We start from the raw sequence: 23,144 nt of genomic DNA on the forward strand, positions 1-23,144 counted from the left end.
TATCTGTTAAGTCATGCAAAACGTCTTTATGCGGCCCATGATACATTAACAGTAGAAAGTGCAAAATTAATTGTCGAGCGTTGTGATCATTTACCCGATGTTTTTACAGCAAGAGATATCTATAGACGATGTTGGCGTTCTTTAAAAGATAAGGAAGCTGTCACGCAAGCTTTAGAGCTTTTATGCCATTCAAATCACCTTCGAAAAAAGTTTATAACACAGCAGACAAGTGGACACCCTAATGCCTATTATGAATGGCATCCCTTAATCAAAAACAACAGCATAAAACAATAAAGAAACCTCTTTTAAAAACTTTCTACTCACATAGGCAACACTCTTTTTAATGGCATTCTCATCAAAGAACTTTTCTCTAAAAAAAATAATCTGAGTGATCTTATAGGAAGAGTTTTGTCCAGGGCTATCAGTGCTGTCAGTGTTGTCAGTTCCTTTTAGACCCTCTATTATTTTTTTTTAATGAGTAAAAATTAAAAACATTATATTTCAATAGGTTAATTTCTTTAAAACATAACCCATATCAAAAATACAATCTTTAAAGATAACTAATGATGTGAATTGATTAAAACCTGTCAGTTATCTGTCAGTAAATTGAACTGACAAAAGCGATTATTTTATGCCTTATAAAACCTATCAAAATACTCATTCTGATATTTTAAAGCCCATAGTACATTTATCTTGATTAACCCATGAAACGAATAGCAAATTTTACTATTTTGCTGATCTTACACTGTATCATAGGCTGTGGATAAACAGCCTTTTAAGATCCCTTTTGAAAAAATTTATCCGTTTTTTCGCATTTTTCTGCATTTTTTCTCAATTCGTTCAAAATGGATTTAATAAGCTTCGTTTTGATTCTTTTGATAAGAATTACCCCCTCATACCAAAACGGAGCCCTGTTGTAATATGTCTCACCCTCTTTATTCTGATCATAAACACGTCTCTTTACGCTCTCTCTTACAATCCTATCGTCAACAAGCGATATCAGAGCAAGAAAAGCAAGCCGCGTTTGAAAAGTTTGTCATTGCCTATTTGACGCAAGACCCGCTTCAATGCCAAGAATACGAAAAGGTTCAAACTTATAGAGAGATTGCAGATGAAAAGGGGTGGAAAGGAAGCGATACAGACACCGATATTGATTTGGTAGCTAAAATTCGTGATCAAGACGATTACGTTGCTATTCGCTGTCAATTTTATGAAGCCAATCATCAGATTACCCAAGATGATATTGAAAGCTTTATCGCTATTTCTGGGAAAAAGAGATTTAAATACCGTCTTCTCATTGATAGCACCGAAAAAGACTTAAGCGAAAATGCCAATACCATGATTGAAGGACAAGCGGTTCCGGTTTATCGGATTAATCTGTTTGATATGGACAGTAGTCCTATTGATTGGGGTCTCTTTGATAAGACAGGCAACATTGTTCTTTACGAGCAAACGAAGAAAAAGCTTTTAGATCATCAGAAAGAAGCGCTCAAAGCGGTTTGTGAGGGTTTAAAAGAAGCAGATCGTGGCAAGCTGATTATGGCATGTGGAACGGGTAAGACTTTCACCAGTTTGAAGATAGCAGAAACCATAGCAGGAACTGGCAAGCATGTTTTGTTTTTGGTCCCTTCTCTTGCCTTGATGTCACAAAGCATTCGTGAATGGACCGCCGATGCACAAGTGCCCTTGCGTTGCTTTGCGGTGTGTTCGGATAAGCAAATCGGCAAGCGTCGTAAAAACCAAGAGGATGATGGAGAAATATCGGCATCTGATTTAGCACTTCCTGCTACAACTGATGCCTTTAAACTTATTGAGAAAGTGGGAAGCTCTTCTCCCCATGCGATGAGTGTTATTTTTGCGACCTATCAATCAATACAAGTCATTGTTGATGCGCAAAAGGATCATGGTTTAGCAGCCTTTGATTTGATTATTTGTGATGAGGCGCATAGAACAACGGGGGCTTCATTAGGAACAGAGGACAGTGAATCTGATTTTATCAAGGTTCACGATAACAGTCTTATTTGCGGTAAAAAACGTCTCTATATGACGATAGGGTATGGTCATACGAGCCATGCTGGTCACCCCTTTGTCAAAAAAGGCATGCGTATTACGCACAAGCAAGCAGAAGAAATTCTTTGTAAGGATTTAAAGCAATTTGAGCAAGCTGTTTCGGAATCTGTGAAGGTTTCCTTAACGGATTGCCAATTCGCGGCCTTGGTTTCTTTTTGTTATAATGTAGGCACGAAAGCTTTTTGCAAGTCGAGTTTGTTGAAGAAGCTTAATCAAGGGGATTATGAAGCTGTACCCGTCGAATTACAGAAATGGAATAAGGTAGGAGGGAGGATTCTTGCTGGTTTAGCCAACCGTCGAGCAGCTGAAGCAGGTTTGTGGGCCAAGGGGTCTTATGTTTCTTCCAACTATCAAAGAGTGGAAACGAAGGAGGCAAGAGGTGTTTTTAAGGTTGAAGCTTTAGCGCCGATTATAGGATCTTGTTCAGGGTTTGGAGGTTTTTTGGTGGGCAATGGCCCGATCCAATGGGCTTTAGCAACCCTTATGGTTTTAGCTGCCTGTGTTGGCCTTTTCTTTGTAGCAAAACGGTTTCGGGAGCAGCGGTTGTGATTTTTTGGTTCAAAAGAAATTTAACTCTGATGTTCACGGCTTTAGCCGTTTTTTTAATGGCTTTAGCTAAAGCTTTTCGTCTTGGTCAGAGATCAGAACGTCAAAAGCAAATAGAGACTTCTTTAAAGATAGCAACGACGCGTTTTGAGGTTGAAAATGAAGTTAATCAAAAAAGTGATAGTGGTGTTCGTTCTTCCCTTACTCGTTGGCTGCGGGGCAAGTAGGAGTGTTACTTGTGAAGGTTGGTTGCCGATTTACTTGGATACTCAAGATGTTGATGTCATCAGCTCACATTTAGCAAGAGATATTTTGAAACATAACCAACAGGGAGCACGCTTATGTGGTTGGCAAAATGAGTAGAAGAAGTAAGGAGGAGCAAGATCTATCGGAAACCGAACGACAGTTACTTCATGAGATGATAGAAACCTATCAAGGCTTGAAGATGATGTCGCGTATTATAAAGTGGATAGCTTTCATTGTTTTTATGTTAGTGATGGATTTTGCTCGCCTTATGGACGCGCTAGATAATATTTTCTCACATCTCAAAAAGTGGCTAACCAAGAGTTAGAACTCACAGAATCTTCTTAAGAACCACTCCGAAAAGAACTTCTGATTCGCAATCATTAATAGACATATTGCAAAATCCTATTCCCGAACTTTTATCCACACACCCCGTACCTTAAAAAAGACATATAAAATCACTAAGTTACTATTGGTACAAAATTGAATGGTGCCCGGAAGAGGACTCGAACCTCCACGCCTTGCGGCACAAGTACCTGAAACCTGCGCGTCTACCAATTCCGCCATCTGGGCTCATAAAATTTATCTAAGCTTGTGAAGCAATTCTGTCAATAAAATTATAGAATTTATTTTTTCAGTTTAAAACGATTGAATTGTATTTTTGAAGTGCACCATAGTTTTGAAGGTTCAAGGTGTGATGATTTTTTTTGATGAAATTGTTGAATCGGGATTAAATGTGTAAATAATAGGAATACCGGTCGCTAATTCTTGAGATATAATTTCCTCGCTGGTTAGACCTTCAAGCGCCATAATAAGAGCACGAAGAGAATTTCCATGTGCTGCGATTAAAACAGTTTGAGAGCGCAAAATATGAGGTTGGATATGGTAAAGATAATAAGGCCAAATGCGAGCACCGGTATCGCGTAGGCTTTCTCCATTAGGAGGGGCGGCCGTATAGGAGCGACGCCACATCTGCACTTGTTCTTTTCCCCATTGTTGGCGCACTTCATCTTTATTTAAACCAGAGAGATCACCATAATTACGTTCATTTAATGCAGAGGTCTTTATCACTTCTAAATCCGATTGACCCATTTGTTCTAAAATGTGCTGAGCCGTTTTTTGAGCACGCTGTAAAGCAGAAGTATAAACGATATCGAATTTCAAACCAGATTCTTTCAGTTTTTTTCCTGCGGCTATCGCTTCTGCATGACCTTTTTCTGTTAAACCGGGATTTTTCCAACCTGTAAAAAGATTTTTAAGATTCCATTCGCTTTGTCCATGACGGATTAATACAAGAATGCGTCCCATTATGAGTTTCCTCTATTATATTGATTGTTTAAAATTCATCATTTAATCCCAAAACATCGAGCATTGAATAAAGACCATTTTCCTGATTTTGGGCCCACAAAGCTGCTTTTAATGCGCCATTAGCAAAGATAGAGCGTTCTTGTGCTGTATGTGAAAGAACAATGCGCTCATTGGGACCAGCAAAAATGACACTGTGTTCACCAACAATTGTTCCACCACGTGAACAGGAAAAGCCAATAGTGCCTTTTTCGCGTTTTCCTGTCTGGCCATTGCGTTCGTTGATACGCACATTTTTAAACATAACATTGCGACCTTCAGCTGCTGCTTGCCCAAGAAGAAGGGCTGTTCCAGAAGGGGCATCAACTTTGTTAGCGTGATGCATTTCATAAATTTCGATGTCAAAATCATTGGCTTCTAACGTTTTAGCGGCTTTCTTTACAAGATTGGCTAAAAGATTTATTCCAAGACTCATATTTCCGGATTTAACAATTGTTGTATATTTTGCAAAATTTGCAATTTCTTCTTCTTCTGTTTTGCTAAATCCCGTGGTGCCAATAATATGGACAAGATTTTTTTGAGCAGCATAGTGAGCATAAAGAATACTGGCTTGTGGTTGTGAAAAATCTAAAATACCTTCTGTATTAGAAAAGGCTTTTTGAGGATCATCAGTAATGCAAATCCCTAGAGAATCTGAACCAATTAATACACTGACATCTTTTTCTACAAAAGGGGAGCCTTTGCGTACAAGAACAGCACAAAGTTCTATATCTTTCTTATGCTGGATTGCTGTAATGAGTTCACGCCCCATCCTTCCATTTGCACCAACAACTGTAAGACGCATTTTTATCTCCTTATGATACTTTACTGCTCGCAGTATAGGCAAATTCTTACCTTTTTTCCAACGGTTCTTTTTCTTGAAAGGACAAAAACTGTTCTCTTTATAGAAAAAAAACTTTCCTGCTTTAATTTATTTTATTGTTCTGTAAAAACACTATCTCGTTTAGGGTTAGTGATATAAGATATTTCAAATGTACATAGAGATATTTTTTGTTAAAGCGTGTGATGAATATTCTTAAATAAAGCTTGTTTGTGAAGCCTAAGGGAGATTACACATTGCTTGAAGCTTTTATTTCTCTCATTTTTAATGGGGGTGCACCTATCATGCAAGTAAATTCCCGAAACAAAACACTTATGTTGTCAATTTATGCGCTTGTCTTAAAGAAATAACGCCTGGATGTTTTCTCAATTCATTTCATGATAGTGCTTATGAATGGTCTCAGGTGTGAGCCTTCATGAATAATATAAAATCTATTCTGCATCACTATTTTTATGCTTCATAAGAGAGCAAAACATCAGCATATGTTTTGCAAGTCTTCAATCCTACAACAGTTCTTGGTATTTGAAACGATTTATAGGTATTTTTATTCTTTATATTAATTCCATTTGTAACGCACAAGAAAAAGGCTATGATTGATTCAAATGTGAGGAGAGTCAGGAGAGAAAAGTATTTATGCTTTAAGTTAAAAATCTATTATTTATCATTATAAATCAATATACTATCTATAAATAAGATTACATAAAGGAGAACAGAAACAGGAGATCAACAAGAAGTTAGAGTATTTAAACACGGAAGCTGGTTGGATTCTTTATCTTTATAGGGAAGTGAGTTGAAAAAATTGTTATTTTGTAAAAATGCATGATAGAGTTTTTTTTCTTATAAAGAAAATAGTATGTATCTTATGCAATGTGCTTTTTCATATTCATATTCGGAGAGAATGCAAAATAGCATGCGTAGGGAATGTTATGTTATTTGTGGTTTTTTCTAAGAATGCTATAGTTCTTGCCTTTTAGAATTAAGAATATTAGTATTTTCTTAAATACTTTTTATCCCTGTACTAGTCTTTTGGGCGATATGGTGAGAAAGTGATTTTTAACACATTATAAAAATATCTTAAAATAAAGAGATATTATAGTAGAATCTTATTTTTTCAATATTATTATCAATCAATGCATTATTGTTTATACGCATGTATTTTTATTTATAAGAGGAGATTAGAAATCCAGATCAGTATAGTGAGCACTTGCAACAACTCCGCGAACGCGATCTGTTAAAAGAGAACGAAAAGAAGGTCGTGATTTGATCCGCATATACCAATCTTTGGCCGCAGGAGATTGTTCCCAGTCGATTTCTCCTAAAAAGTCAAGTACAGAAATAGAGGCTGCGGCTGCGAGGTCTGCATAGGACAAAGAAGAACCAACTAGGCTATCGCGAGAGGCGCAGAGCCAATTAAGATAGTTCATATGTGGTAAAATGTTGGCGCGCGCATTGCGTAAAATTTGTGAATTGGGAGCACCACCGCCAATGGAGAGTGGCATTTCACGTTTATGGATTCGTTCTCGTACAATATGGCGCGTGGCTTCGTTTTCAAATTTATTTAAAAACCAGTCATTGAGACGGCGTACTTCCGCACGATCTAAAGGATTTTCGGGAAAAAGCTTATTTTCTTGTCGTAAACTTCCATATGTTTCATCTAAATATTCGCATATAACAAAAGGGCCTGATAATGGAATTTCGTGTTCATCGAGAAAAACAGGAACATGACCAGCAGGATTTAGAGCAAGAAATTCGTGTCTTCTAGCCCATTCATATTCTTCAATCAATTGAATAGTTACACCATATTCCCCAAGAATAAGACGTATGAAGCGTGAACCAGTAGATAGAGGAGAGTGAAAAAGTGTCAACATAATTTACACTATCAGATAGAGTTGATGAAATCTTTTCAAGTAATAGTTTTTTTATAAAGCTGCCTGACTATTAGTACAAGATCATTAACTGCTGCTAGTCATTATGATTAATAAATTGTTAATAATAGGAATACGTTCTCTTATGCTATGGTTTTCAAAATGGCAGCACGTAATTCTTTTAAACCGAGAGCTTTTTCTGAAGAGGTTACAAGAAGTTCAGGGTAAGCTGCTGGACGTTTGAAAATCTTTGTTTGTGTGATTGTAATTAATTTTTCTAAGGCATCTGAGTTTATTTTATCGCTTTTTGTTAAAACAATTTGATAAGAAACAGCAGCTTTATCAAGGAGAGAAAGAACATCTTCATCATTGTTTTTAATTCCATGTCGTGAATCAATCAAGATATACACACGTTTTAGCGTTGTTCGCCCCCGTAAATAGCTAAAAATCAAATTTGTCCACATCTCAACCAGATTTTTAGGAGCAGCAGCAAAACCATAACCAGGCATATCCACTAATGCGAGAGGTGGAAGGTCTCCTAGTTGCCCACTGAAGCCATCGGGTACAAAATAATTAAGCTCTTGAGTTCGTCCTGGTGTATTTGAGGTCCGAGCTAAGCTTTTTTGTTGGACGAGTGCGTTAATTAAAGATGATTTCCCAACATTAGAACGTCCTGCAAATGCAATTTCCGGTGGTCCTTCAGGGGGAAGAAAGTGTATTGCTGGTACACCACGAATAAAAACCCACTTGCGAGAAAAAACTCCAGAAAGAAAAGAATTTCTGATCATTCACGTACTTCTTTTTTAGGTGATCTTCTCCACATGGCTTTTAGATTATCAAAAAGCTCAATTTTTACTCCTTGGCGTTTCATCATGATACCCTGCTGAACTATTGATAATATATTGTTCCATGCCCAATAGATGACAAGACCAACAGGGAAAGAGGCGAGCATAAAGGTAAAGATGACAGGCATCCATGTGAAGATTATCGCTTGGGTTGGATCTTGAGGAGCAGGATTCATACGCATTTGTAAAAACATCGTTATTCCCATAATCAAAGGCCATGCACCAATCATAAGAAATGCCGGCGTTGTATATGGCAAGAGACCAAACAAGTTAAAAAGAGAAGTTGGATCGGGTGCTGCTAAATCTTGAATCCAGCCGAAGAAAGGTGCATGGCGCATTTCGATGGTGATATAGAGAACTTTATAAAGAGCAAAAAATATTGGAAATTGAACCAACATTGGCCAGCAACCTGCCAGGGGATTAATTTTTTCGGTTCTATACAGTTCTATGATTGCTTGTTGCTGTTTGGTGCGGTCATCGGGATATTTTTCTTTTATTTCTAGCAAACGCGGTTGTATAAGCTTCATGCGGGCCATAGATTTATAAGACTTGTTGGCTAGAGGGAAAAGAAGTGTTTTTAAGAGTACGGTAACGAGAAGAATAGCGATACCAAAATTTCCTGTTTGCTTATGGAGAATGTCGATGAGGGAAAACATTGGTTTTGTGATGAAATCAAACCAGCCCCAATCGATTAAAAGAGCAAACTTTTTGATTTTTAGGTCGTTTTGATAATGATTAATGATTTCAACTTGTTTTGCACCAGCAAAAAGACGATTTGTAACAGTTTTTGTTTCATTTGGAGCAATTGTTAAAAGCGATCCTAGCAAGTCAGATTGATAATGCGTTTGCAAATGATCAAAATAAATAAAACGGCTTGTATATTCTTTATCTTGTGGGGGAATAACCGCTACAGCCCAATATTTATCGGTAATACCAATCCAACCTCCTGTTACTTTGGAGAAAATTATGCTCTTTTTCCCATCCTTAGGATTTGGATCAAGTTCTGCTAGAGTTTTATATTTTTCAGTTTTGAGCGAATCTCCTGCAATCCCTATCATACCCTCATGAAGCACATAGGCTGCATTTGTATCTGCTGGTGGCGCTGCACGCGCAACACGTGCATAGGATGATATATATATTGGTTGACTGCTTTCATTGCTGATAGAATCTTCAATGGTGAACATGTAATGGTCATCAATAGAAAGGGTACGACGGAAAATCTGTCCCTGTCCATTATTGTAAATTAAAGTCACAGGTGTTGAAGGGGTCAGGATTGTATTATTTCCTTCTATTTGCCATTGTGTATCAAATTGTGGCAAGGCTTTTGCTGGCAAAGAGGCACTTTTAAAACCAAATTCAGCAAAGTAAGTTGTTGTGAAACCTTTAGGATTCAGTAAATCGATTTCTGGTGATTTTTTATCAACTGTTAAACGATATTTTTTGAGATGAAGATCATCAAATTGCGCACCAACAAGATTAATAGAACCTTCAAGTTCATTGGTGTTGATCGCAATACGTTTTGTTTTGGCTAATACAGCTTTTCGAATTTCAGGAGTCATTGGCTGATCGATGATCGAGGTTGCTTCGTGTGTTGAGATATCGTCAGAAAGATTTGTATTGTCAGCAGAAGGCCCTGATTGTTTTTTTGACAATTGTTGTGTGATAACGTGCTGCTTTGTTTGTTTGGGAGCGACATGAAGAAATTGCCATGCAATAAACACTACGAAAGATAAGCCAATAGCGATGAAGAAATTGCGATCATATTCCATTCGTACTACCTTGTCGTTGTTGCTGATGTTTTACTTTTGGCTTTATTCGCCGATTTAATTCACTAATCAAAGATTTAAAAGGTGCATGTAACACATCACGATATGCTACAATGACATAGTCTGTTCCAGCTTCCATGTGGTTTACACCAACCCTCACAGCTTCACGCAAACGCCTTTTTATACGATTACGTTTAACAGCATTACCGTTTTTACGAGTGACGGTGAATCCTACACGCGCAACAAGAAGAGAAGATTTTTTTTTTGCTGTTTGTTCACGAGACTTAACTTCAAGTAAAAATAAAGGCCCACGTCGTTTTTCTCCTGTACGGGCAGCCAAAAAATCTGTTCTTTTGCGAATGCGGTAGAGATGTTGTTTCTTCATAAAAGAATAATTCGCAATTTCATTAGATACCTATTTGCAGGCATTAGAGGTTTTCATAATAAAAGCTTTGCAACGAAAAAGTACTGAGCAATATCAACGGTTGCAAAAATTGAAACGGTTAAGCAGAAAGTCGCTTACGTCCACGAGCACGTCTTGCAGCAATAACTTTACGTCCTCCGGTTGTTGCCATGCGTGCACGAAACCCATGACGACGTTTACGGACAAATTTAGAGGGTTGGTAAGTACGTTTCATTTATTTAAATACCGCGGGAGTGCGGCCCTTCTTAATCTGAGTTCTACGAGCAGTTATGCGCTAGATGAACAATTCTATCCTATCACATGGCTGTTAATCCATAAGGAAAAATATAAAAAAAGTCAATCTTAGATTGTTTTTCTCTCTCTTGAAAAAATACAAAATACCTTATAACTTTTTGTAAGATTTTAAAGTATCACGAAATAATAGTGGGGTGTACAGAAAATAAATGACCAAGATGTTAAAAGAATTAAAGTAAAGTGCGACTGATTGTTGTATGCTTAATTTGAAGTACACCCTAATATTTAAAAGGTGTTTTCAGTTTTGGTTTTTTTTAAATTCTTATCAAAATATTCATGAAAGTGTTTGTAGCACAAACATGACGGATAGGATTTTATAGCAGAGTTCGTGTTTGAGTCTCAATTTAAGGATGGTTTCGTATTTTTTAAAGAGAGAAGATATAAGTAATACCTTATAACTCTGAGTTAAAGTAGAAAATTATCAAGTGATAAAACTGTAAGTATTTTTCGTTCTTATGTTTGCATTTGCTGGTATTTTTATAGAGAGGAAAGAACGTGGATTCGATTACAAGTGAGGCTGTCCGAAACGTGTTACGTGAAATCAAAGGACCAGATCTCGAAAGCGATATTGTATCGTTGGGACTTCTTTCAGAAATATTGATTGCTAATGGCAAGGTTTTCTTTTCCATTACAGTTCCTGATGGGCGTGTGCAAGAATGGGAAACATTGCGCCGTTCTGCTGAAAAGTTGGTGGGTGATTTGGAAGGAGTGGAATCTGTTTTTATCACACTGACGGCAGAAAAAACAGCAAAGGTATCTGCATCTAGACGGAGAGTAAATCTCTTACCTGTAAAAATGCCCATAGAAGGTGTGCGGCATGTGATTGCTGTTGCTTCTGGAAAAGGAGGGGTTGGAAAATCTACAATGGCAATAAATATTGCCTTAGCTTTACAAGATTCTGGTTTCAAAACGGGGGTGATGGATGCTGATATCTATGGTCCATCTTTGCCACGGTTGACAGGACTTATTAATCAAAAACCACAGCTGCTTGGAGGAAAAAAGATTCAACCTCTTGAAAAATTTGGCCTTAAATTGATGTCGATGGGATTTTTGGTTGAGGAAGAAAAGCCGGTGGTATGGCGTGGGCCTATGGTGATGGCCGCTGTAACGCAATTGTTACGAGATGTTGTATGGGGGCCTTTGGACGTTTTAGTCGTTGATATGCCGCCGGGAACAGGGGATGCACAATTAACGCTTGCGCAACAGGTACAATTAACAGGTGCGTTGGTTGTTTCTACGCCTCAGGATCTTGCTTTAGTTGATGCGCGTAAAGCGATAGAAATGTTCATGAAAGTCAATGTTCCTATTTTAGGACTGATTGAGAATATGAGTTATTTTATTGCTCCTGATACAGGAAAACGCTACGATATTTTTGGTTATGGTGGGGCACGGGCAGAAGCAGAACGTCGAGATGTTCCTTTCTTAGCAGAAATACCGCTTGATGCAGCTTTACGATTTTCTTCAGATGAGGGGATTCCTATTTTTGCTGCTAAGCCTAGTGAAGAACATGCTAAACTGTATCGTATAATTGTTGAGCAAATAAAAAATAAACTCTTTTAAATGTGTGTTTGTTTTAAGAGAGTTTGCTAAAACACAATCATGAAAAACATAAAAATAGTTGCTTTTTTGTAAAGAGAAGGTGGAAGCTTAGAGTTTGAGTGGAGTATATAGGTTAAACAACAGATAAGGTATGTACTTGAGTAATTTGAAGGGAGAACAAATCGGAGTATTGGGGCAGTGAGGAGGAAAAAATATTAACATTGATGCTACATTGTAAAGTTTGTTTAGAAGGGGAAAAAATAAAGTATGTTGGTAAAACAGGTATTTGAATAATAGCGGGTGATGATTTTTTATCGCACACAAGATGGATTTGAAAAATGGAGACTATGAAAATAAAATCACTGTTGAAAAGATAATGGATTTTTTAATAACTTTGGATGTTTTTTTATGATAAAATCTATCTGAAATTATGTTTTATTCTATTATGTTGCTCTTTTATAATTTCTAACTCAAATATATTTATAGAGTTCTTTCGGATTTAATTCTTGTAAAAGGGGCATAGAATAAATAAGAAATATATCAATTGTTTTATCAGGATAAGTAGAGTCAAAGACATAGAGATCTTATGATTATTTGCAAAATATATGATAAAAACTTGATCTCTCTTCAATTAATCGTCTTTTTACTGCTCATTTCATAGTGTTTTTTCTCGTAAAACTTATATTTTTATCTAAAAATTTATGCTTAGGTTCGCTACAGTTGGTTCATAAGAACATACATTGATTTTTTTCTTAAATGACTTTATCTATAAGCTATTTTATTTTTTGATATATAAATAAAAGTTTTTTATTTCACAATAAAAAAGAGTGAAATGGGAAAAAATTTCATATATTCAGTATTCTTATTCAAAGAACAAAAGATGAATTACTTTCATGTAAGCAATTTTTTGTTACAAAAATATCTTGAAGATCAATCGGAAGATTGATCCCTATTCATTTAAAGAGATGGGCAAAATTCTTTTATCTTACTCTTGAAATATCTATAGCAGACAATGTTATCAATCTATGTTTATAACAAGCTAAATAAAACTACCAATAATTTTCTTTAATATTGCGATGATAACAAATGTTGTGTGATAATAAAAAAGTGGGTCAAGTTTTTTGAGAAGCATTCATTTTTTGCAAAGTAGCTTCAAGAGCTGAGGTTAAAGCACTTCTTCCTCCTTTGTGAGAAAAATAATTTGACAAAAATTCATTTGTTCCCCCCTTTGTTGAAAATTCTTTTTCAAGGAGTGCAAAATCGAGGGATGCAGAATGATCCGTTGCGATAATTTTACGCATTTCATCTGTAAGATTTGCAAACATGATGGTCAGAAACTCTGCTGATTGCTGTTTTTTTAACCCCTGTGTGATAAACCATTGATGGGCTGTTTCTATAAAATTAAAATAGACTCCCATAAGTGAACCAGCAGTCATAAAAAGATTAAACTGCTCTTCCTTATCCAGCACAAATGTTCCCCCCAATGCATCAAATAGAATGCGTAAAAAGGGATGGTCGGGATAAATTGGTGTCAAATTTTTGCACTCTGCAACAAAAGGTAACGGAACAGCACGATAAACTTTATGGTCGATCCATTCTTCCACTTCTGCTGCTTTTGCCATAGCAAGGACAGAAATAACCAGCTGTTCTGGACGAAAATGAAGAGAGCGTAAAACACCTTTTGCAATTTGGTTGGGCAAGCAAAGAAAAACACAATCACTGTCATCTAGCAACGCTTGGTTATTTCCAGCAATAATAACCTTATCATAAGTGCGTGAAAGATTTTTTGCTATTTGAGCATTGCGTGGTGAAACAATAATGGAAGAAATGTCAAAGTGGCTTGCCATTAAGCCATTCACCATTGAGGCACTGATTTTTCCTGTTCCCAAAAAGCCAAGTTTCATTTTTATTTCTCAGTTCCATATTTTAAAAGAAATCTCAATCAACATTTCATATATTTTAACTAACATAAAGGCTAATTGAGGAAGCAACACATAACATAGCAAGAATAATTAAGCCCAAATAGATTTTTGGTTTTTCAAACAGAACGGCAAAAGCAGAAAACCAACCAACAATAGCTGCTGCTAATGCAAATAAAAAACCAGGTTTATTCATAAGTATAATATGTATTGCCATTAAACCACCAATAATTAGCGCTCCAAAAACAATAAGTAAACCTGTTGCAAATTTTTCATAGTCATCCATATTTTGCTCCTTATAGTGTTTAAATTGTTACACACTTTTTAACGTATATGCATATAAAAACGAAATGTTTTTTATTGAATAGGTTAAAAACGGTTGCTTTCTCTCATTTATCAGATGTAAAAAATGCGGGTATATGTTGTGGCCAACGCCAAGGTAAAATTGCAATCAAATCAAAGCGTGTAGACAAAAGGGCATAATCTTTTTGCCGTACTAGCCAGATATCGGCGGCTGCTTCAATTCGTTTTTCATTCATTCGGGAAACCGCTTCTATTGCTTCAGCTAATGTTGAGCGTGCTTTTACTTCAACCATTAGAACTAGATTTCCACGTCGTGCAATTAAATCAATTTCACCACATTTTGTTTTAAAACGCATTTCAGCAATATGAAATCCTTTGCAACGTAACCACCATGCTGCCAATTTTTCTGCACGAACTCCTCGATAAAAAGACTTTTGTCTACGTTTTTTTTGTATAGCCTTACACATTATTTTATATCTCATGTATTTTTTAAAAAATTTAACCGCTGAAAAAGTTTCTGCTTTTTAAAACCGCTCTTTTTTGCAACCAAAGCTGCTGCTTGAGAGGCAGAATGTGTATGTGAGAGTTCTAATAACATTTCATCAATTTCTTGATCACTCATCATATTTAAAGAAGAAGATGATTCTCCAACAAGAATAACAATTTCTCCACGAATATGTGTCTGTTTTCTGTAACTTTCCAACAATTTCCCTAAATTGGAAACATCCACTGTTTCAAATTTTTTTGTTAATTCACGACAGATTGCGGCAGGTCGATCAGCCGAAAAAACAGAGACCATATCCTGTAAAGTTTCAACAAGACGATGTGGTGATTCATAAAAAATCAAAGTTGCTGGAATCTCTTTTAATTGTTCCAATCGTTTTTGACGTTGTGCCTTGCGTGCACTCAAAAAACCTGTAAAGAAAAAGCTATCAGTAGGAAGCCCTGTCGGTATAAGAGCAGCTAAAAGAGCTGATGCTCCAGGAATCGGAACAATTTTATGCCCAGCTTTACGGGCTTCTTCTACCAACCGAAATCCAGGATCAGAAATAAGTGGTGTTCCGGCATCTGAAATAAGCGCTACAGTTTTGTTTTCCGCTAAAGCTGCTAGGAGCTTTGGACCTGCTTTTGGCGCATTATATTCATGATAGAGAAAAGGTTTTTTCTGAATACCGTAACGTTCCAACAAAACACGCGTTATCCGCGTATCTTCACAGGCTAAAATATCAATTCCTGCAAGCACTTGCAAAGCACGAAGAGTAATATCAGCAAGATTCCCGATCGGTGTTGCCACAAGATAAAGCCCTGATTGTATAATGGGTGCAGAATAAGCATGCGCACCTATAAAATATGTTTTTTCACACATGCCATTTTTTCTTCATCAAATTCTCTTCACCATAAGATTTTTATCCATACTTGTAAGTTATTTTAGCTTATTTTTTTACCAGTGCATTTTATATCGTTACAAAGGTTTAGTTTACCTGAATAATCGATTACACCACAATAAAATGACTTACTTTCATATTCATGAACATTATCATCTATTTTGATCAGCGTTATCTTTTCTCAGTAAAACAAATTTCCAATATGACCAATATCCTATCAGTTCTGTAATTTTCTATAAAGTTTTTCCTTCGAGAAGCAAAAAAACAATTTTATTTATGCCTAGATTTTATGCATGAGTACGATCATTTAAGAGGCTAAAACTTCTGGATTATTTTCATAACGCTTATATTTTAAATGCTTCATTGATTTTGATTGTTTTTCTGAGCAAACGTAAACAGATCCTTTTTATGAGACAAACCGTTAAATATCTACATTTCTATTACAAAAAAGATACTAATCTTAGAGCTTATTCTTATTTTTTCAACAGGGGGTGAGTTTTATCGTGTGATAAGAATCTATACCAATAGCTTTAGCTTACATTTTTTATAAAGCTTTTGCATCATCTTCATATTCTCTTTCCGCGCATCAATGATTAATTTTTCAATAGATATTGAATGTACTTTGTTAAGATTGTTTAGTCTCTTATAGTGTGATTCTATAGCTTTTCATGCTTCATCATAAGGCTATGAGGTTTGATTATCCTCTGCTTGTGCAGAGCTGAATTGATAGAAGATAAATGCGTTTATGGTCAGTGTATATCGAAGTATAATTCGCTTTCGTATAAAATCATAACATGTTTATCTGTAGCATATTGTTGGATAAGCTCATTTAGTTTTTGCCAAAAGGCGAGACCATTTTGAGCACTCGTATGCTGATGAGCTGATCAGAAGCTATTAAGTTATCAGTGTATTTAAAAAATTCTATTACACAGCTTTGATTGGTTAGGCTATTTAGACATATATCTATGCTGTCTTTGTGGTCATGTTATAGCTTCAAAAGTTTTCTCAATGATAGATGCTTTTTCTGGAGTAATAGGAACTACAAAGTGGCTTATAAGAGAAGGAAATATGTACAAAGTACTGGATGATAAGCCAAAGCACTATCAGAATCTTTTAAGAACTTTATAATAATTTAGAGTCTTTGCTGTAGTGTAACGTATACAGCACCAAATTTTTTCACTATGGTGGCTAGGATAGCTTTTTGAAAATAAAGTTCTTTTATCTTGATAAACATTCTGGCATTCTTTAGAAATATTAGTTGATAATTTTTTTTCGTGTCGTTCATGCAGGGACTGATACAATAAGGGAATAAGACTTAATTGTTTTTAAAGTTGGTATGTTATGGCTGTGAAAAATAGTAAACAAATGAAAAGTAAGAATACTAAACCTGTCTCTCGTTTTCTTAAAAATTTACGTGGTGTTAACAATTGGGAACAAGTTTCACAATGGCTTTCTTTCCGTAAGGTAGAGGATATTGAATGTATTACACCTGATCAAGCAGGAGTCCCACGGGGTAAGATGATGCTTTCTAAAAAATTTACATCGGAAACATCGTTGGCATTGCCTTCAGCAGTTTTTATGGCCACAATTTCAGGGGATTATCCTAAAGATGGTCATGGTTTTGAATATCCTAAAGCAGATGGTGATTTACGTCTTGAGCCTGATCTTTCTACGTTAAGTATTGTGCCATGGGAAGATGCTCCTACAGCACAGGTGATTTGTGATCTCGTTTATCAAAATGGGCAGGTTGTAGATTACACACCACGCAATGTTTTACGAACGGTGGTTCATTTTTACACAAAAATGGGTTTAAAACCAGTTGTTTCCCCAGAAATTGAATTTTATCTGGTACAAAAAAATTCCGATCCTGATTATCAGTTAGTTCCACCGGTTGGTCGTTCTGGGCGTTCAATTGGTGGAGGACAAGGCTATTCAATTGCTGGTGTGAATGAATTTGATGATTTGATTGATGATATTTATCATTTTTCAGAGGCACAAGGATTGGAAATTGATACGCTTATTCATGAAGAAGGAGCAGGTCAGTTTGAAATCAATTTACGTCATGGTGATCCGATTGAATTAGCCGATCAAGTTTTTATGTTTAAACGAACAATTCGTGAAGCAGCATTAAAACATAATATGTATGCAACTTTTATGGCAAAGCCTATTCAGGGGCAGCCGGGTTCTGCGATGCATATTCACCAATCGGTTGTTGATAAAAAAACAGGGATGAATATTTTTACACAGGAGAATGGTGAAGAAAGTGTCTGTTTTCGCCATTTTATTGGTGGGTTGCAAAAGCATATGCCCGGGGTTCTTGTGATGCTTGCACCTTATGTGAATTCTTATCGACGTCTTGTGCCTGATAATTCGGCACCTGTTAATTTGCGATGGGGATATGACAATCGTACGACGGCTTTTCGTGTTCCTCGTTCTGCTCCTCAAGCGCGGCGTGTTGAAAATAGGCTTCCTTCATCAGATGCCAATCCTTATTTAGCCCTTGCAGCTTCTTTAGCGTGTGGTCTTATTGGTTTGCAGCAAAAAATTGAGCCGGATGAGCCAACAACAAATAATGTAAACGCTGATAATATTGAATTGCCACGTGGACTCATTGAGGCAGTCAATTTGTTTGAGCAAGATACAGCAATACATGCTATTTTAGGAGATGTGTTTGTCAGTACGTATGCTGCAATCAAACGACAAGAGTTTGAAACTTTTATGGAAGTAATTAGTCCGTGGGAACGTGAATATCTCCTTCTGAATGTTTAAATTTTATGACAACGATTGATTATAATTTAATTTCTCCAGGGATGTCTTGGTATGAAGATACTTTAAAAGAACGTCCTTCTTATCCACCTTTTGATGAACACAGACAGTGTGATGTGGTCATTATTGGCGGTGGTTTTACGGGACTTTCAGCTTCTTATCATTTAGCTAAGGCTGGAGTGGATGTTGTTTTATTTGAAGCATCACGTTTTGGTGACGGTGCTTCAGGACGCAATGGTGGGCAATTGGGAACGGGGCAAAGGCAATGGGTTGAAACGTTAGAGAAAAAATATGGTTTTGAGCGCAGCAAAGTGTTGTTTGATTTGGCCGAAGAAGCTAAAAGAGATATTTTATCTTTATGCGTGATGCCTAATTGTCAGTGTGATTTTATGGCAGGGCAGCTTTCTGTAACTCATAAAAGGCGTGAGCTTTTCTTTTATCAGCGGCATATTGAGGTGATGCAGCGTTATGGCTATTACGCGCTTACTTTTATGGATAGAGCTGAAACATCTAAGCGACTTGGATCAACTTTTTATTGTGGTGGTATTTATGATGCGGATACCGGCCATATAAATCCCTTAAAATTGATTGTTGGGTTGGCAAAAAAAGCTAAAGATGCTGGGGCTAAGCTTTATGAGAAGACACAAGTAACGACTGTGAGGCGTAAGGGGGCTCATTGGCAAGTGATAACAGAAAAAGGCAGTATCATAGCAGAGCATGTTTTACTTGCGACAAATGGATATAAACTTGGACTTCAGCGTTTTGTTGAGAAAAACATTGTTTCTATTCGCTCTTATATTGGAGCAACGGAACCATTACCAAAACATAGTTCAATTCTCATAGGAGGGGAATCGGTCGATGATTCTCGCTTTATGGTTCGCTATTTTCGCAAAAGCATTGATAATCGTCTATTATTTGGTGGTGTAGAAAGTTACGATAATAAGCATCCTGTAAATTTAGATGAGCGTATAAAACAACAAATTGCTGAAATTTATCCTCAATTACAATCTTTCAATCTCAGTTATTGTTGGGGAGCAACGGTAGCCATCACGATTGAGCGTATGCCCTATGTTCGCCAACTTTTCTCAAGGATGACTTATTGTGGAGGTTATTCAGGACATGGCGTTATGCTTGCTCCTTTTATGGGAAAATTATACGCAGAATGGTTGACTGGAAATCATGAACGTTTTGCCTGTTTTCAGGATTTAAAAATTTCATCTTTTCCGGGGGGAAGGGTTTTGCGTTATCCACTGGTATTTTTAGCGATGCATTGGTTTTCTTTAATGGATCGTTTTTAATGAGAATATTGCTTGAAATGAAGAAAATTAATGGCTTAATTAGTATCTGTCTGCTTTAATGAGAGAAGCTTTTATAAGTGACGTGAAATTTTATAATCGAATGAAAAAATAAACAAATTCATGGTGCGTAAAATTATTCCAGTTTCTTCCTTTGATTGTATTGTTTTTGGTGGCAATGGTGATTTGGTGTCACGCAAACTTTTGCCGGCCTTGTATCACTGTCAGTGTGTTGGACAATTCAGTGAACCAACACGTATTATTGGGGCTTCACGCACTTCCTTAAGTCATGAAGAATATCAAAATTTTGTCCGCGCTTCTTTAGAAAAACATATCCATCCAAAAGATTTCAATCTAACTGAACTTAATCGTTTTCTTGCACGTTTAAGCTATGTTTCTGTTGACGTTTCCTCTAACCGAGGATGGGAGGATTTAGCTCTACTTCTGTCACAAAATTCAGCTGATATTCGAGCTTTTTATTTGGCCGTTGGCTCATCACTTTTTGCTGATATTGCAATGAAGTTGGGGAACAACGATTTGGTAACGCCAAAAACACGGATTATTATTGAAAAACCAATTGGTTATGATGTAAAAACAGCCATTTCGCTTAATGATGCATTTGCAAGCGTTTTTAGTGAAGAGCAGATCTTTCGCATTGATCATTATCTTGGGAAGGAAACGGTTCAAAATTTAATGGCATTGCGATTTGTTAATACACTTTATGAACCGCTATGGAACTCCAACTATATTGATCATGTTCAAATAACAGTTGCTGAATCTTTAGGGTTAGAGGGGCGTACAGAATATTATGAGAATACTGGTGCTCTACGCGATATGGTTCAAAACCATATGCTGCAATTGCTTTGTTTGGTTGCAATGGAAATACCATTTATCAACAATGCTAATGCTGTGCGTAATGAAAAACTTAAAGTTTTGCATTCTTTAACACCTCTTGATGTGCATAATGTGGAACAGCATACCGTACGTGGACAGTATCTTGCAGGTCTATCAAATGATATATCTGTAGAGTCTTATTTTGATGATTTGGGAAGAGTAAGTGAGAGTGAAACATTTGTTGCGCTTAAGGTTAAAATTGATAACTGGCGCTGGGCCAATACGCCTTTTTATTTACGAACAGGTAAGCGTATGTTTACGCGAATGTCTGAAATTGTTGTCGTTTTTAAACCTATTCCTCATAATATTTTTGATGTAAATTTAGATGAAATTTTTCCTAATCAGCTTGTTATTCGTCTCCAGCCTGATGAAGGTGTAAAACAATGGTTGATGATTAAGGATCCAAGTTATGGTGGTATGCGGTTCCGTCATATTCCATTAGATATGAGTTTTGCTTCCACATTTTCTGAACGTAATCCTGATGCTTATGAACGTTTATTGATGGATGTTATTCGTGGAGATCAAACATTGTTTATGCGTCGTGATGAAGTTGAGGCTGCTTGGCGTTGGATTGATCCAATCATTGAGGGATGGGAAGCGATAAAACAGCCTGTTCATGGTTATAAAGCTGGTTCATGGGGGCCTTCTGCTTCGATGGCTCTTATGGAACGTGATGGGCGTATATGGAACAATTTAGTTTAGAGCAATAAGTATGTATAGAATAAATGTTGATCGTTTATATTTTGAAACGCCTACGACTTTAGCTTTGGCATTAGCAGATCGAGTAGCAGCAGAGCTTAGTGTGTCCGTTCTTGAGCGCAATAGAGCAGTTTTAGCGGTGTCTGGTGGGAAAACGCCAAAATTGTTTTTTCATTATTTGTCAAAAGCGGATATTGATTGGCAGAAAATCATTATCACTTTAGTCGATGAACGTTTTGTTCCTGCGCACGATGAACGTTCAAATGAGAATATGGTGCGGTGTCATTTGTTACAGAATTTTGCCGCAAAAGCGCATTTTGTAGGACTTTATCATAAAGCAATTACTGCTGAGCTTGCTGCTTTTTCAGCGGCGAGTCGTATTAATACTTTACCTAAACCTTTTGATGTTGTTGTTTTAGGGATGGGAGATGATGGACATACGGCTTCCTTTTTTCCTGATGCTGATCGTTTAAAGCAAGCACTTGATCTTCAAACACAAGCACTTGTTTTACCTCTTCATGCCAAGAGTGCTGTTGAGCCAAGACTCTCACTAACTTTGCCAGTTATTATGCAATCTCGTTGCATTATTCTTCATTTCGAGGGTTTTCAGAAACGCGATTGTTTTGAAGAGGCTTGTCAAGATGGATCTGAAATAGAAATGCCTGTTCGAGCAATTTTGCGTCATTCCACTCATCTCGTGCAAGTTTATTGGTCGCCTGCAGGAGATGAAATAAATGAATTGGAATATGCAACGACAAGGTGAATAAAAACCGCAATCTCTCTAATGAATAAAGGGGAGTAAATATGGCACTTTCCAAAACAATTGCTACGGTTATACGAAGGTTTTATGAACGCTCTCGATCAACAGAGAAATTTATTTAAATCGCATTGCAAAAGCACAATCTCATCGCACCAAGCAGAGTTTTTGGGGATGTGCTAATAAGGCTTATGGTTTTGCTGCTTGCAGTGCAATATATAAAGAACGTTTTAAGGAAAATATCGTTGAGAATATTAGCATTATCACGATATATAACGATATACTTTCAGCTCGTCAACCTTTTGAAAAGTTTCCTCGCTTAATTAAAGAGGCGCGGGCGGCTCGTATGGCTGGTGGTGCCGTCCGGGTTGCAGGGGGAAGCCTGTGATGTGTGATGGTGTTTACGTAGTGGGCGATAAAAATAAATAAAATCAAAAAAATATATCGAATATAAGGGAGTGAATGAATTTTAATTCTATTACATTTTTTGGCTCTATCCCTCATTTTTTTGTAGCTTTTTTATGGCTTCAAGAGCTAGCCTTTTACGGTCTGTGCTTTTTGTATACAGAGACGCCGTGGTATCATCTGTCCAGCCAAAAATTGCTTTGAGTTGTGATACTGTTGCCTCTGAGTTAGCAGCAAGGGTGGCTGCTAATTTTCTTAATCCATGCGCTGATTTTTTTATGCCTACTTGGATACACGCTTTATTAGAATAGAGCTCCGAAGTTTTCTTTGGAAAGTGCTTTTCGTTTTTTATTACAGATAAATAGAACCAATTTTAAGAGTTTCTGCTAGTTCAGGCAGAATTAGAAGAAAAACATCTGTTTGATATTTGCTTTTCTCTGTTTTGAGATGAATGATATTGTCTTTTACGTCTTTCCAACCAATGCGAACGGCATCACCACGGCGTAAGCCCGTATACAAAAGAACATCAATCCAAACGCGTTCATGAGTTCCTAAAGACCAATGTTGATAATATTTTTCTATGTCTGCTTCTATCCAAATGGGTAACCCATCTTTGTTTTTGAGAGGGGGTTTTTTAACGCCTAAAGCTGGATTACTTTCTAAAAGACCTTGTTCAATTGCCCAATTAAACAACCCATTAAGCGCTTTCAGAAAATTTTGAGCTGCTGCTGGCATTTCTTTACGTCGTTCAACACCGGCTATAATATGTTTTTTTTCAATTGCTCGGTATGGAATATTTCCTATAGTATCACATACCTTCATAAGAATGAGTTCTCTTTGTTTTTTTGTATCTTTAGCTAGGCTATACCAATTGACACTATTTAAATATTGTTTAAGCAGCCATGCAAATGACCCTTCAATCAGTTTGCCGGTTTTAGGTTTTG

At 36.7% G+C, this 23,144-nt stretch carries 18 protein-coding genes, 1 tRNA gene and 5 pseudogenes; 11 read left to right on the forward strand and 13 right to left on the reverse strand.

The window, feature by feature from the left end; genetic code table 11:
- The 5 genes and pseudogenes from MCY_RS10130 to MCY_RS08385 all read left to right on the forward strand — a co-directional run.
- Positions 1-294 (forward strand): annotated as a pseudogene (locus tag MCY_RS10130) (YfjI family protein); the annotation flags it as partial.
- Between the two features lie 627 nt (positions 295-921).
- Positions 922-2,049: pseudogene (locus tag MCY_RS09250) on the forward strand (restriction endonuclease); the annotation flags it as partial.
- Positions 2,047-2,619 (forward strand): annotated as a pseudogene (locus MCY_RS09710) (lysozyme); the annotation flags it as partial. The pseudogenes MCY_RS09250 and MCY_RS09710, both read left to right, overlap by 3 nt.
- Positions 2,616-2,843, forward strand: a complete 228-nt coding sequence (locus MCY_RS08375; RefSeq protein WP_007347899.1) for a hypothetical protein — start codon at positions 2,616-2,618, stop codon at positions 2,841-2,843. The pseudogene MCY_RS09710 and the gene MCY_RS08375, both read left to right, overlap by 4 nt.
- Before the next feature lie 116 nt (positions 2,844-2,959).
- Positions 2,960-3,187, forward strand: coding sequence for a hypothetical protein (locus tag MCY_RS08385; protein ID WP_007347939.1), 228 nt, complete (start codon positions 2,960-2,962; stop codon positions 3,185-3,187).
- Positions 3,188-3,347: 160 nt separating this feature from the next.
- On the opposite strand, the gene MCY_RS08390 is transcribed toward MCY_RS08385, so the two are convergent.
- The 8 genes from MCY_RS08390 to rpmH form a co-directional block, all read right to left on the reverse strand.
- Positions 3,348-3,432: transfer RNA gene (locus MCY_RS08390), tRNA-Leu, on the reverse strand.
- A 114-nt stretch (positions 3,433-3,546) separates the two neighbouring features.
- Positions 3,547-4,167 (reverse strand): 2,3-bisphosphoglycerate-dependent phosphoglycerate mutase, encoded by a 621-nt coding sequence (locus MCY_RS08395; RefSeq protein WP_007347940.1) that lies wholly within the window; start codon positions 4,165-4,167, stop codon positions 3,547-3,549.
- Positions 4,168-4,195: 28 nt separating this feature from the next.
- On the reverse strand, positions 4,196-5,008 hold the full coding sequence (dapB, locus tag MCY_RS08400) for a 4-hydroxy-tetrahydrodipicolinate reductase (RefSeq protein ID WP_007347941.1): 813 nt from the start codon (positions 5,006-5,008) through the stop codon (positions 4,196-4,198).
- A gap of 1,211 nt (positions 5,009-6,219) precedes the next feature.
- Positions 6,220-6,912, reverse strand: a complete 693-nt coding sequence (locus MCY_RS08405; protein ID WP_007347942.1) for a glutathione S-transferase family protein — start codon at positions 6,910-6,912, stop codon at positions 6,220-6,222.
- A gap of 140 nt (positions 6,913-7,052) precedes the next feature.
- A complete protein-coding gene (gene yihA, locus MCY_RS08410; RefSeq protein ID WP_007347943.1) occupies positions 7,053-7,697 on the reverse strand; it encodes a ribosome biogenesis GTP-binding protein YihA/YsxC in 645 nt (214 codons plus the stop codon).
- Positions 7,694-9,523, reverse strand: a complete 1,830-nt coding sequence (gene yidC, locus MCY_RS08415; RefSeq protein ID WP_007347944.1) for a membrane protein insertase YidC — start codon at positions 9,521-9,523, stop codon at positions 7,694-7,696. Before yidC ends, yihA begins: the two co-directional genes overlap by 4 nt.
- Positions 9,513-9,905 (reverse strand): ribonuclease P protein component, encoded by a 393-nt coding sequence (gene rnpA, locus MCY_RS08420; protein WP_007347945.1) that lies wholly within the window; start codon positions 9,903-9,905, stop codon positions 9,513-9,515. The genes yidC and rnpA overlap by 11 nt, the downstream gene beginning before the upstream one ends.
- 118 nt (positions 9,906-10,023) lie before the next feature.
- Complete coding sequence (gene rpmH, locus MCY_RS08425; protein WP_019224174.1) at positions 10,024-10,158, reverse strand: 50S ribosomal protein L34; 135 nt, start codon at positions 10,156-10,158, stop codon at positions 10,024-10,026.
- A 575-nt stretch (positions 10,159-10,733) separates the two neighbouring features.
- On the opposite strand from rpmH, the gene MCY_RS08430 reads away from it, so the two are divergent.
- Positions 10,734-11,798 carry an Mrp/NBP35 family ATP-binding protein gene (locus tag MCY_RS08430; RefSeq protein ID WP_007347946.1) on the forward strand — a complete coding sequence of 355 codons (1,065 nt, stop codon included), beginning with the start codon at positions 10,734-10,736 and terminating at the stop codon, positions 11,796-11,798.
- Between the two features lie 1,091 nt (positions 11,799-12,889).
- On the opposite strand, the gene MCY_RS08435 is transcribed toward MCY_RS08430, so the two are convergent.
- The 4 genes from MCY_RS08435 to rsmI all read right to left on the reverse strand — a co-directional run bounded on the left by MCY_RS08435 (position 12,890) and on the right by rsmI (position 15,365).
- Complete coding sequence (locus MCY_RS08435; protein WP_007347947.1) at positions 12,890-13,681, reverse strand: pyrroline-5-carboxylate reductase; 792 nt, start codon at positions 13,679-13,681, stop codon at positions 12,890-12,892.
- Positions 13,682-13,736: 55 nt separating this feature from the next.
- Entirely contained in the window at positions 13,737-13,982 is a 246-nt protein-coding gene (locus tag MCY_RS08440) for a hypothetical protein (RefSeq protein WP_007347948.1), read from the reverse strand.
- Positions 13,983-14,085: 103 nt separating this feature from the next.
- Positions 14,086-14,454 carry a YraN family protein gene (locus tag MCY_RS08445; protein WP_193352216.1) on the reverse strand — a complete coding sequence of 123 codons (369 nt, stop codon included), beginning with the start codon at positions 14,452-14,454 and terminating at the stop codon, positions 14,086-14,088.
- Positions 14,455-14,477: 23 nt separating this feature from the next.
- Positions 14,478-15,365 carry a 16S rRNA (cytidine(1402)-2'-O)-methyltransferase gene (rsmI, locus tag MCY_RS08450; RefSeq protein ID WP_007347950.1) on the reverse strand — a complete coding sequence of 296 codons (888 nt, stop codon included), beginning with the start codon at positions 15,363-15,365 and terminating at the stop codon, positions 14,478-14,480.
- A 1,360-nt stretch (positions 15,366-16,725) separates the two neighbouring features.
- Between rsmI and MCY_RS08455 the strand changes: the two genes are divergently transcribed.
- The 5 genes and pseudogenes from MCY_RS08455 to MCY_RS10140 all read left to right on the forward strand — a co-directional run.
- Positions 16,726-18,153 carry a glutamine synthetase family protein gene (locus tag MCY_RS08455; protein WP_007347951.1) on the forward strand — a complete coding sequence of 476 codons (1,428 nt, stop codon included), beginning with the start codon at positions 16,726-16,728 and terminating at the stop codon, positions 18,151-18,153.
- Positions 18,154-18,158: 5 nt separating this feature from the next.
- Positions 18,159-19,448: an NAD(P)/FAD-dependent oxidoreductase gene (locus MCY_RS08460; RefSeq protein WP_007347952.1), complete on the forward strand. Its 1,290-nt coding sequence runs from the start codon at positions 18,159-18,161 to the stop codon at positions 19,446-19,448.
- A 120-nt stretch (positions 19,449-19,568) separates the two neighbouring features.
- The gene (gene zwf / locus MCY_RS08465) at positions 19,569-21,041 is read left to right on the forward strand and encodes a glucose-6-phosphate dehydrogenase (RefSeq protein ID WP_007347953.1); all 1,473 of its coding nucleotides are present in this window, start codon (positions 19,569-19,571) and stop codon (positions 21,039-21,041) included.
- 10 nt (positions 21,042-21,051) lie between these two features.
- A complete protein-coding gene (gene pgl / locus MCY_RS08470) occupies positions 21,052-21,801 on the forward strand; it encodes a 6-phosphogluconolactonase (protein ID WP_007347954.1) in 750 nt (249 codons plus the stop codon).
- A gap of 41 nt (positions 21,802-21,842) precedes the next feature.
- Positions 21,843-22,197: pseudogene (locus MCY_RS10140) on the forward strand (phosphogluconate dehydratase); the annotation flags it as partial.
- A 91-nt stretch (positions 22,198-22,288) separates the two neighbouring features.
- Here the strand turns inward: MCY_RS10140 and MCY_RS08475 are convergent.
- A pseudogene (locus MCY_RS08475) lies at positions 22,289-23,144 on the reverse strand (tyrosine-type recombinase/integrase); the annotation flags it as partial.

It is taken from the genome of Bartonella rattimassiliensis 15908, assembly GCF_000278215.1.
GTDB classification, from domain to species: domain Bacteria; phylum Pseudomonadota; class Alphaproteobacteria; order Rhizobiales; family Rhizobiaceae; genus Bartonella; species Bartonella rattimassiliensis.

What these genes read in the sequence shown, in the direction of transcription:
- MCY_RS08395 (WP_007347940.1), bottom strand. Translation starts at nt 4,167, where the DNA reads ATGGGACGCATTCTTGTATTAATCCGTCATGGACAAAGCGAATGGAAT.
- dapB (WP_007347941.1), bottom strand. Translation starts at nt 5,008, where the DNA reads ATGCGTCTTACAGTTGTTGGTGCAAATGGAAGGATGGGGCGTGAACTC.
- MCY_RS08405 (WP_007347942.1), bottom strand. Translation starts at nt 6,912, where the DNA reads ATGTTGACACTTTTTCACTCTCCTCTATCTACTGGTTCACGCTTCATA.
- yihA (WP_007347943.1), bottom strand. Translation starts at nt 7,697, where the DNA reads ATGATCAGAAATTCTTTTCTTTCTGGAGTTTTTTCTCGCAAGTGGGTT.
- yidC (WP_007347944.1), bottom strand. Translation starts at nt 9,523, where the DNA reads ATGGAATATGATCGCAATTTCTTCATCGCTATTGGCTTATCTTTCGTA.
- rnpA (WP_007347945.1), bottom strand. Translation starts at nt 9,905, where the DNA reads ATGAAGAAACAACATCTCTACCGCATTCGCAAAAGAACAGATTTTTTG.
- rpmH (WP_019224174.1), bottom strand. Translation starts at nt 10,158, where the DNA reads ATGAAACGTACTTACCAACCCTCTAAATTTGTCCGTAAACGTCGTCAT.
- MCY_RS08435 (WP_007347947.1), bottom strand. Translation starts at nt 13,681, where the DNA reads ATGAAACTTGGCTTTTTGGGAACAGGAAAAATCAGTGCCTCAATGGTG.
- MCY_RS08440 (WP_007347948.1), bottom strand. Translation starts at nt 13,982, where the DNA reads ATGGATGACTATGAAAAATTTGCAACAGGTTTACTTATTGTTTTTGGA.
- rsmI (WP_007347950.1), bottom strand. Translation starts at nt 15,365, where the DNA reads ATGTGTGAAAAAACATATTTTATAGGTGCGCATGCTTATTCTGCACCC.
- MCY_RS08455 (WP_007347951.1), top strand. Translation starts at nt 16,726, where the DNA reads ATGGCTGTGAAAAATAGTAAACAAATGAAAAGTAAGAATACTAAACCT.
- MCY_RS08460 (WP_007347952.1), top strand. Translation starts at nt 18,159, where the DNA reads ATGACAACGATTGATTATAATTTAATTTCTCCAGGGATGTCTTGGTAT.
- zwf (WP_007347953.1), top strand. Translation starts at nt 19,569, where the DNA reads ATGGTGCGTAAAATTATTCCAGTTTCTTCCTTTGATTGTATTGTTTTT.
- pgl (WP_007347954.1), top strand. Translation starts at nt 21,052, where the DNA reads ATGTATAGAATAAATGTTGATCGTTTATATTTTGAAACGCCTACGACT.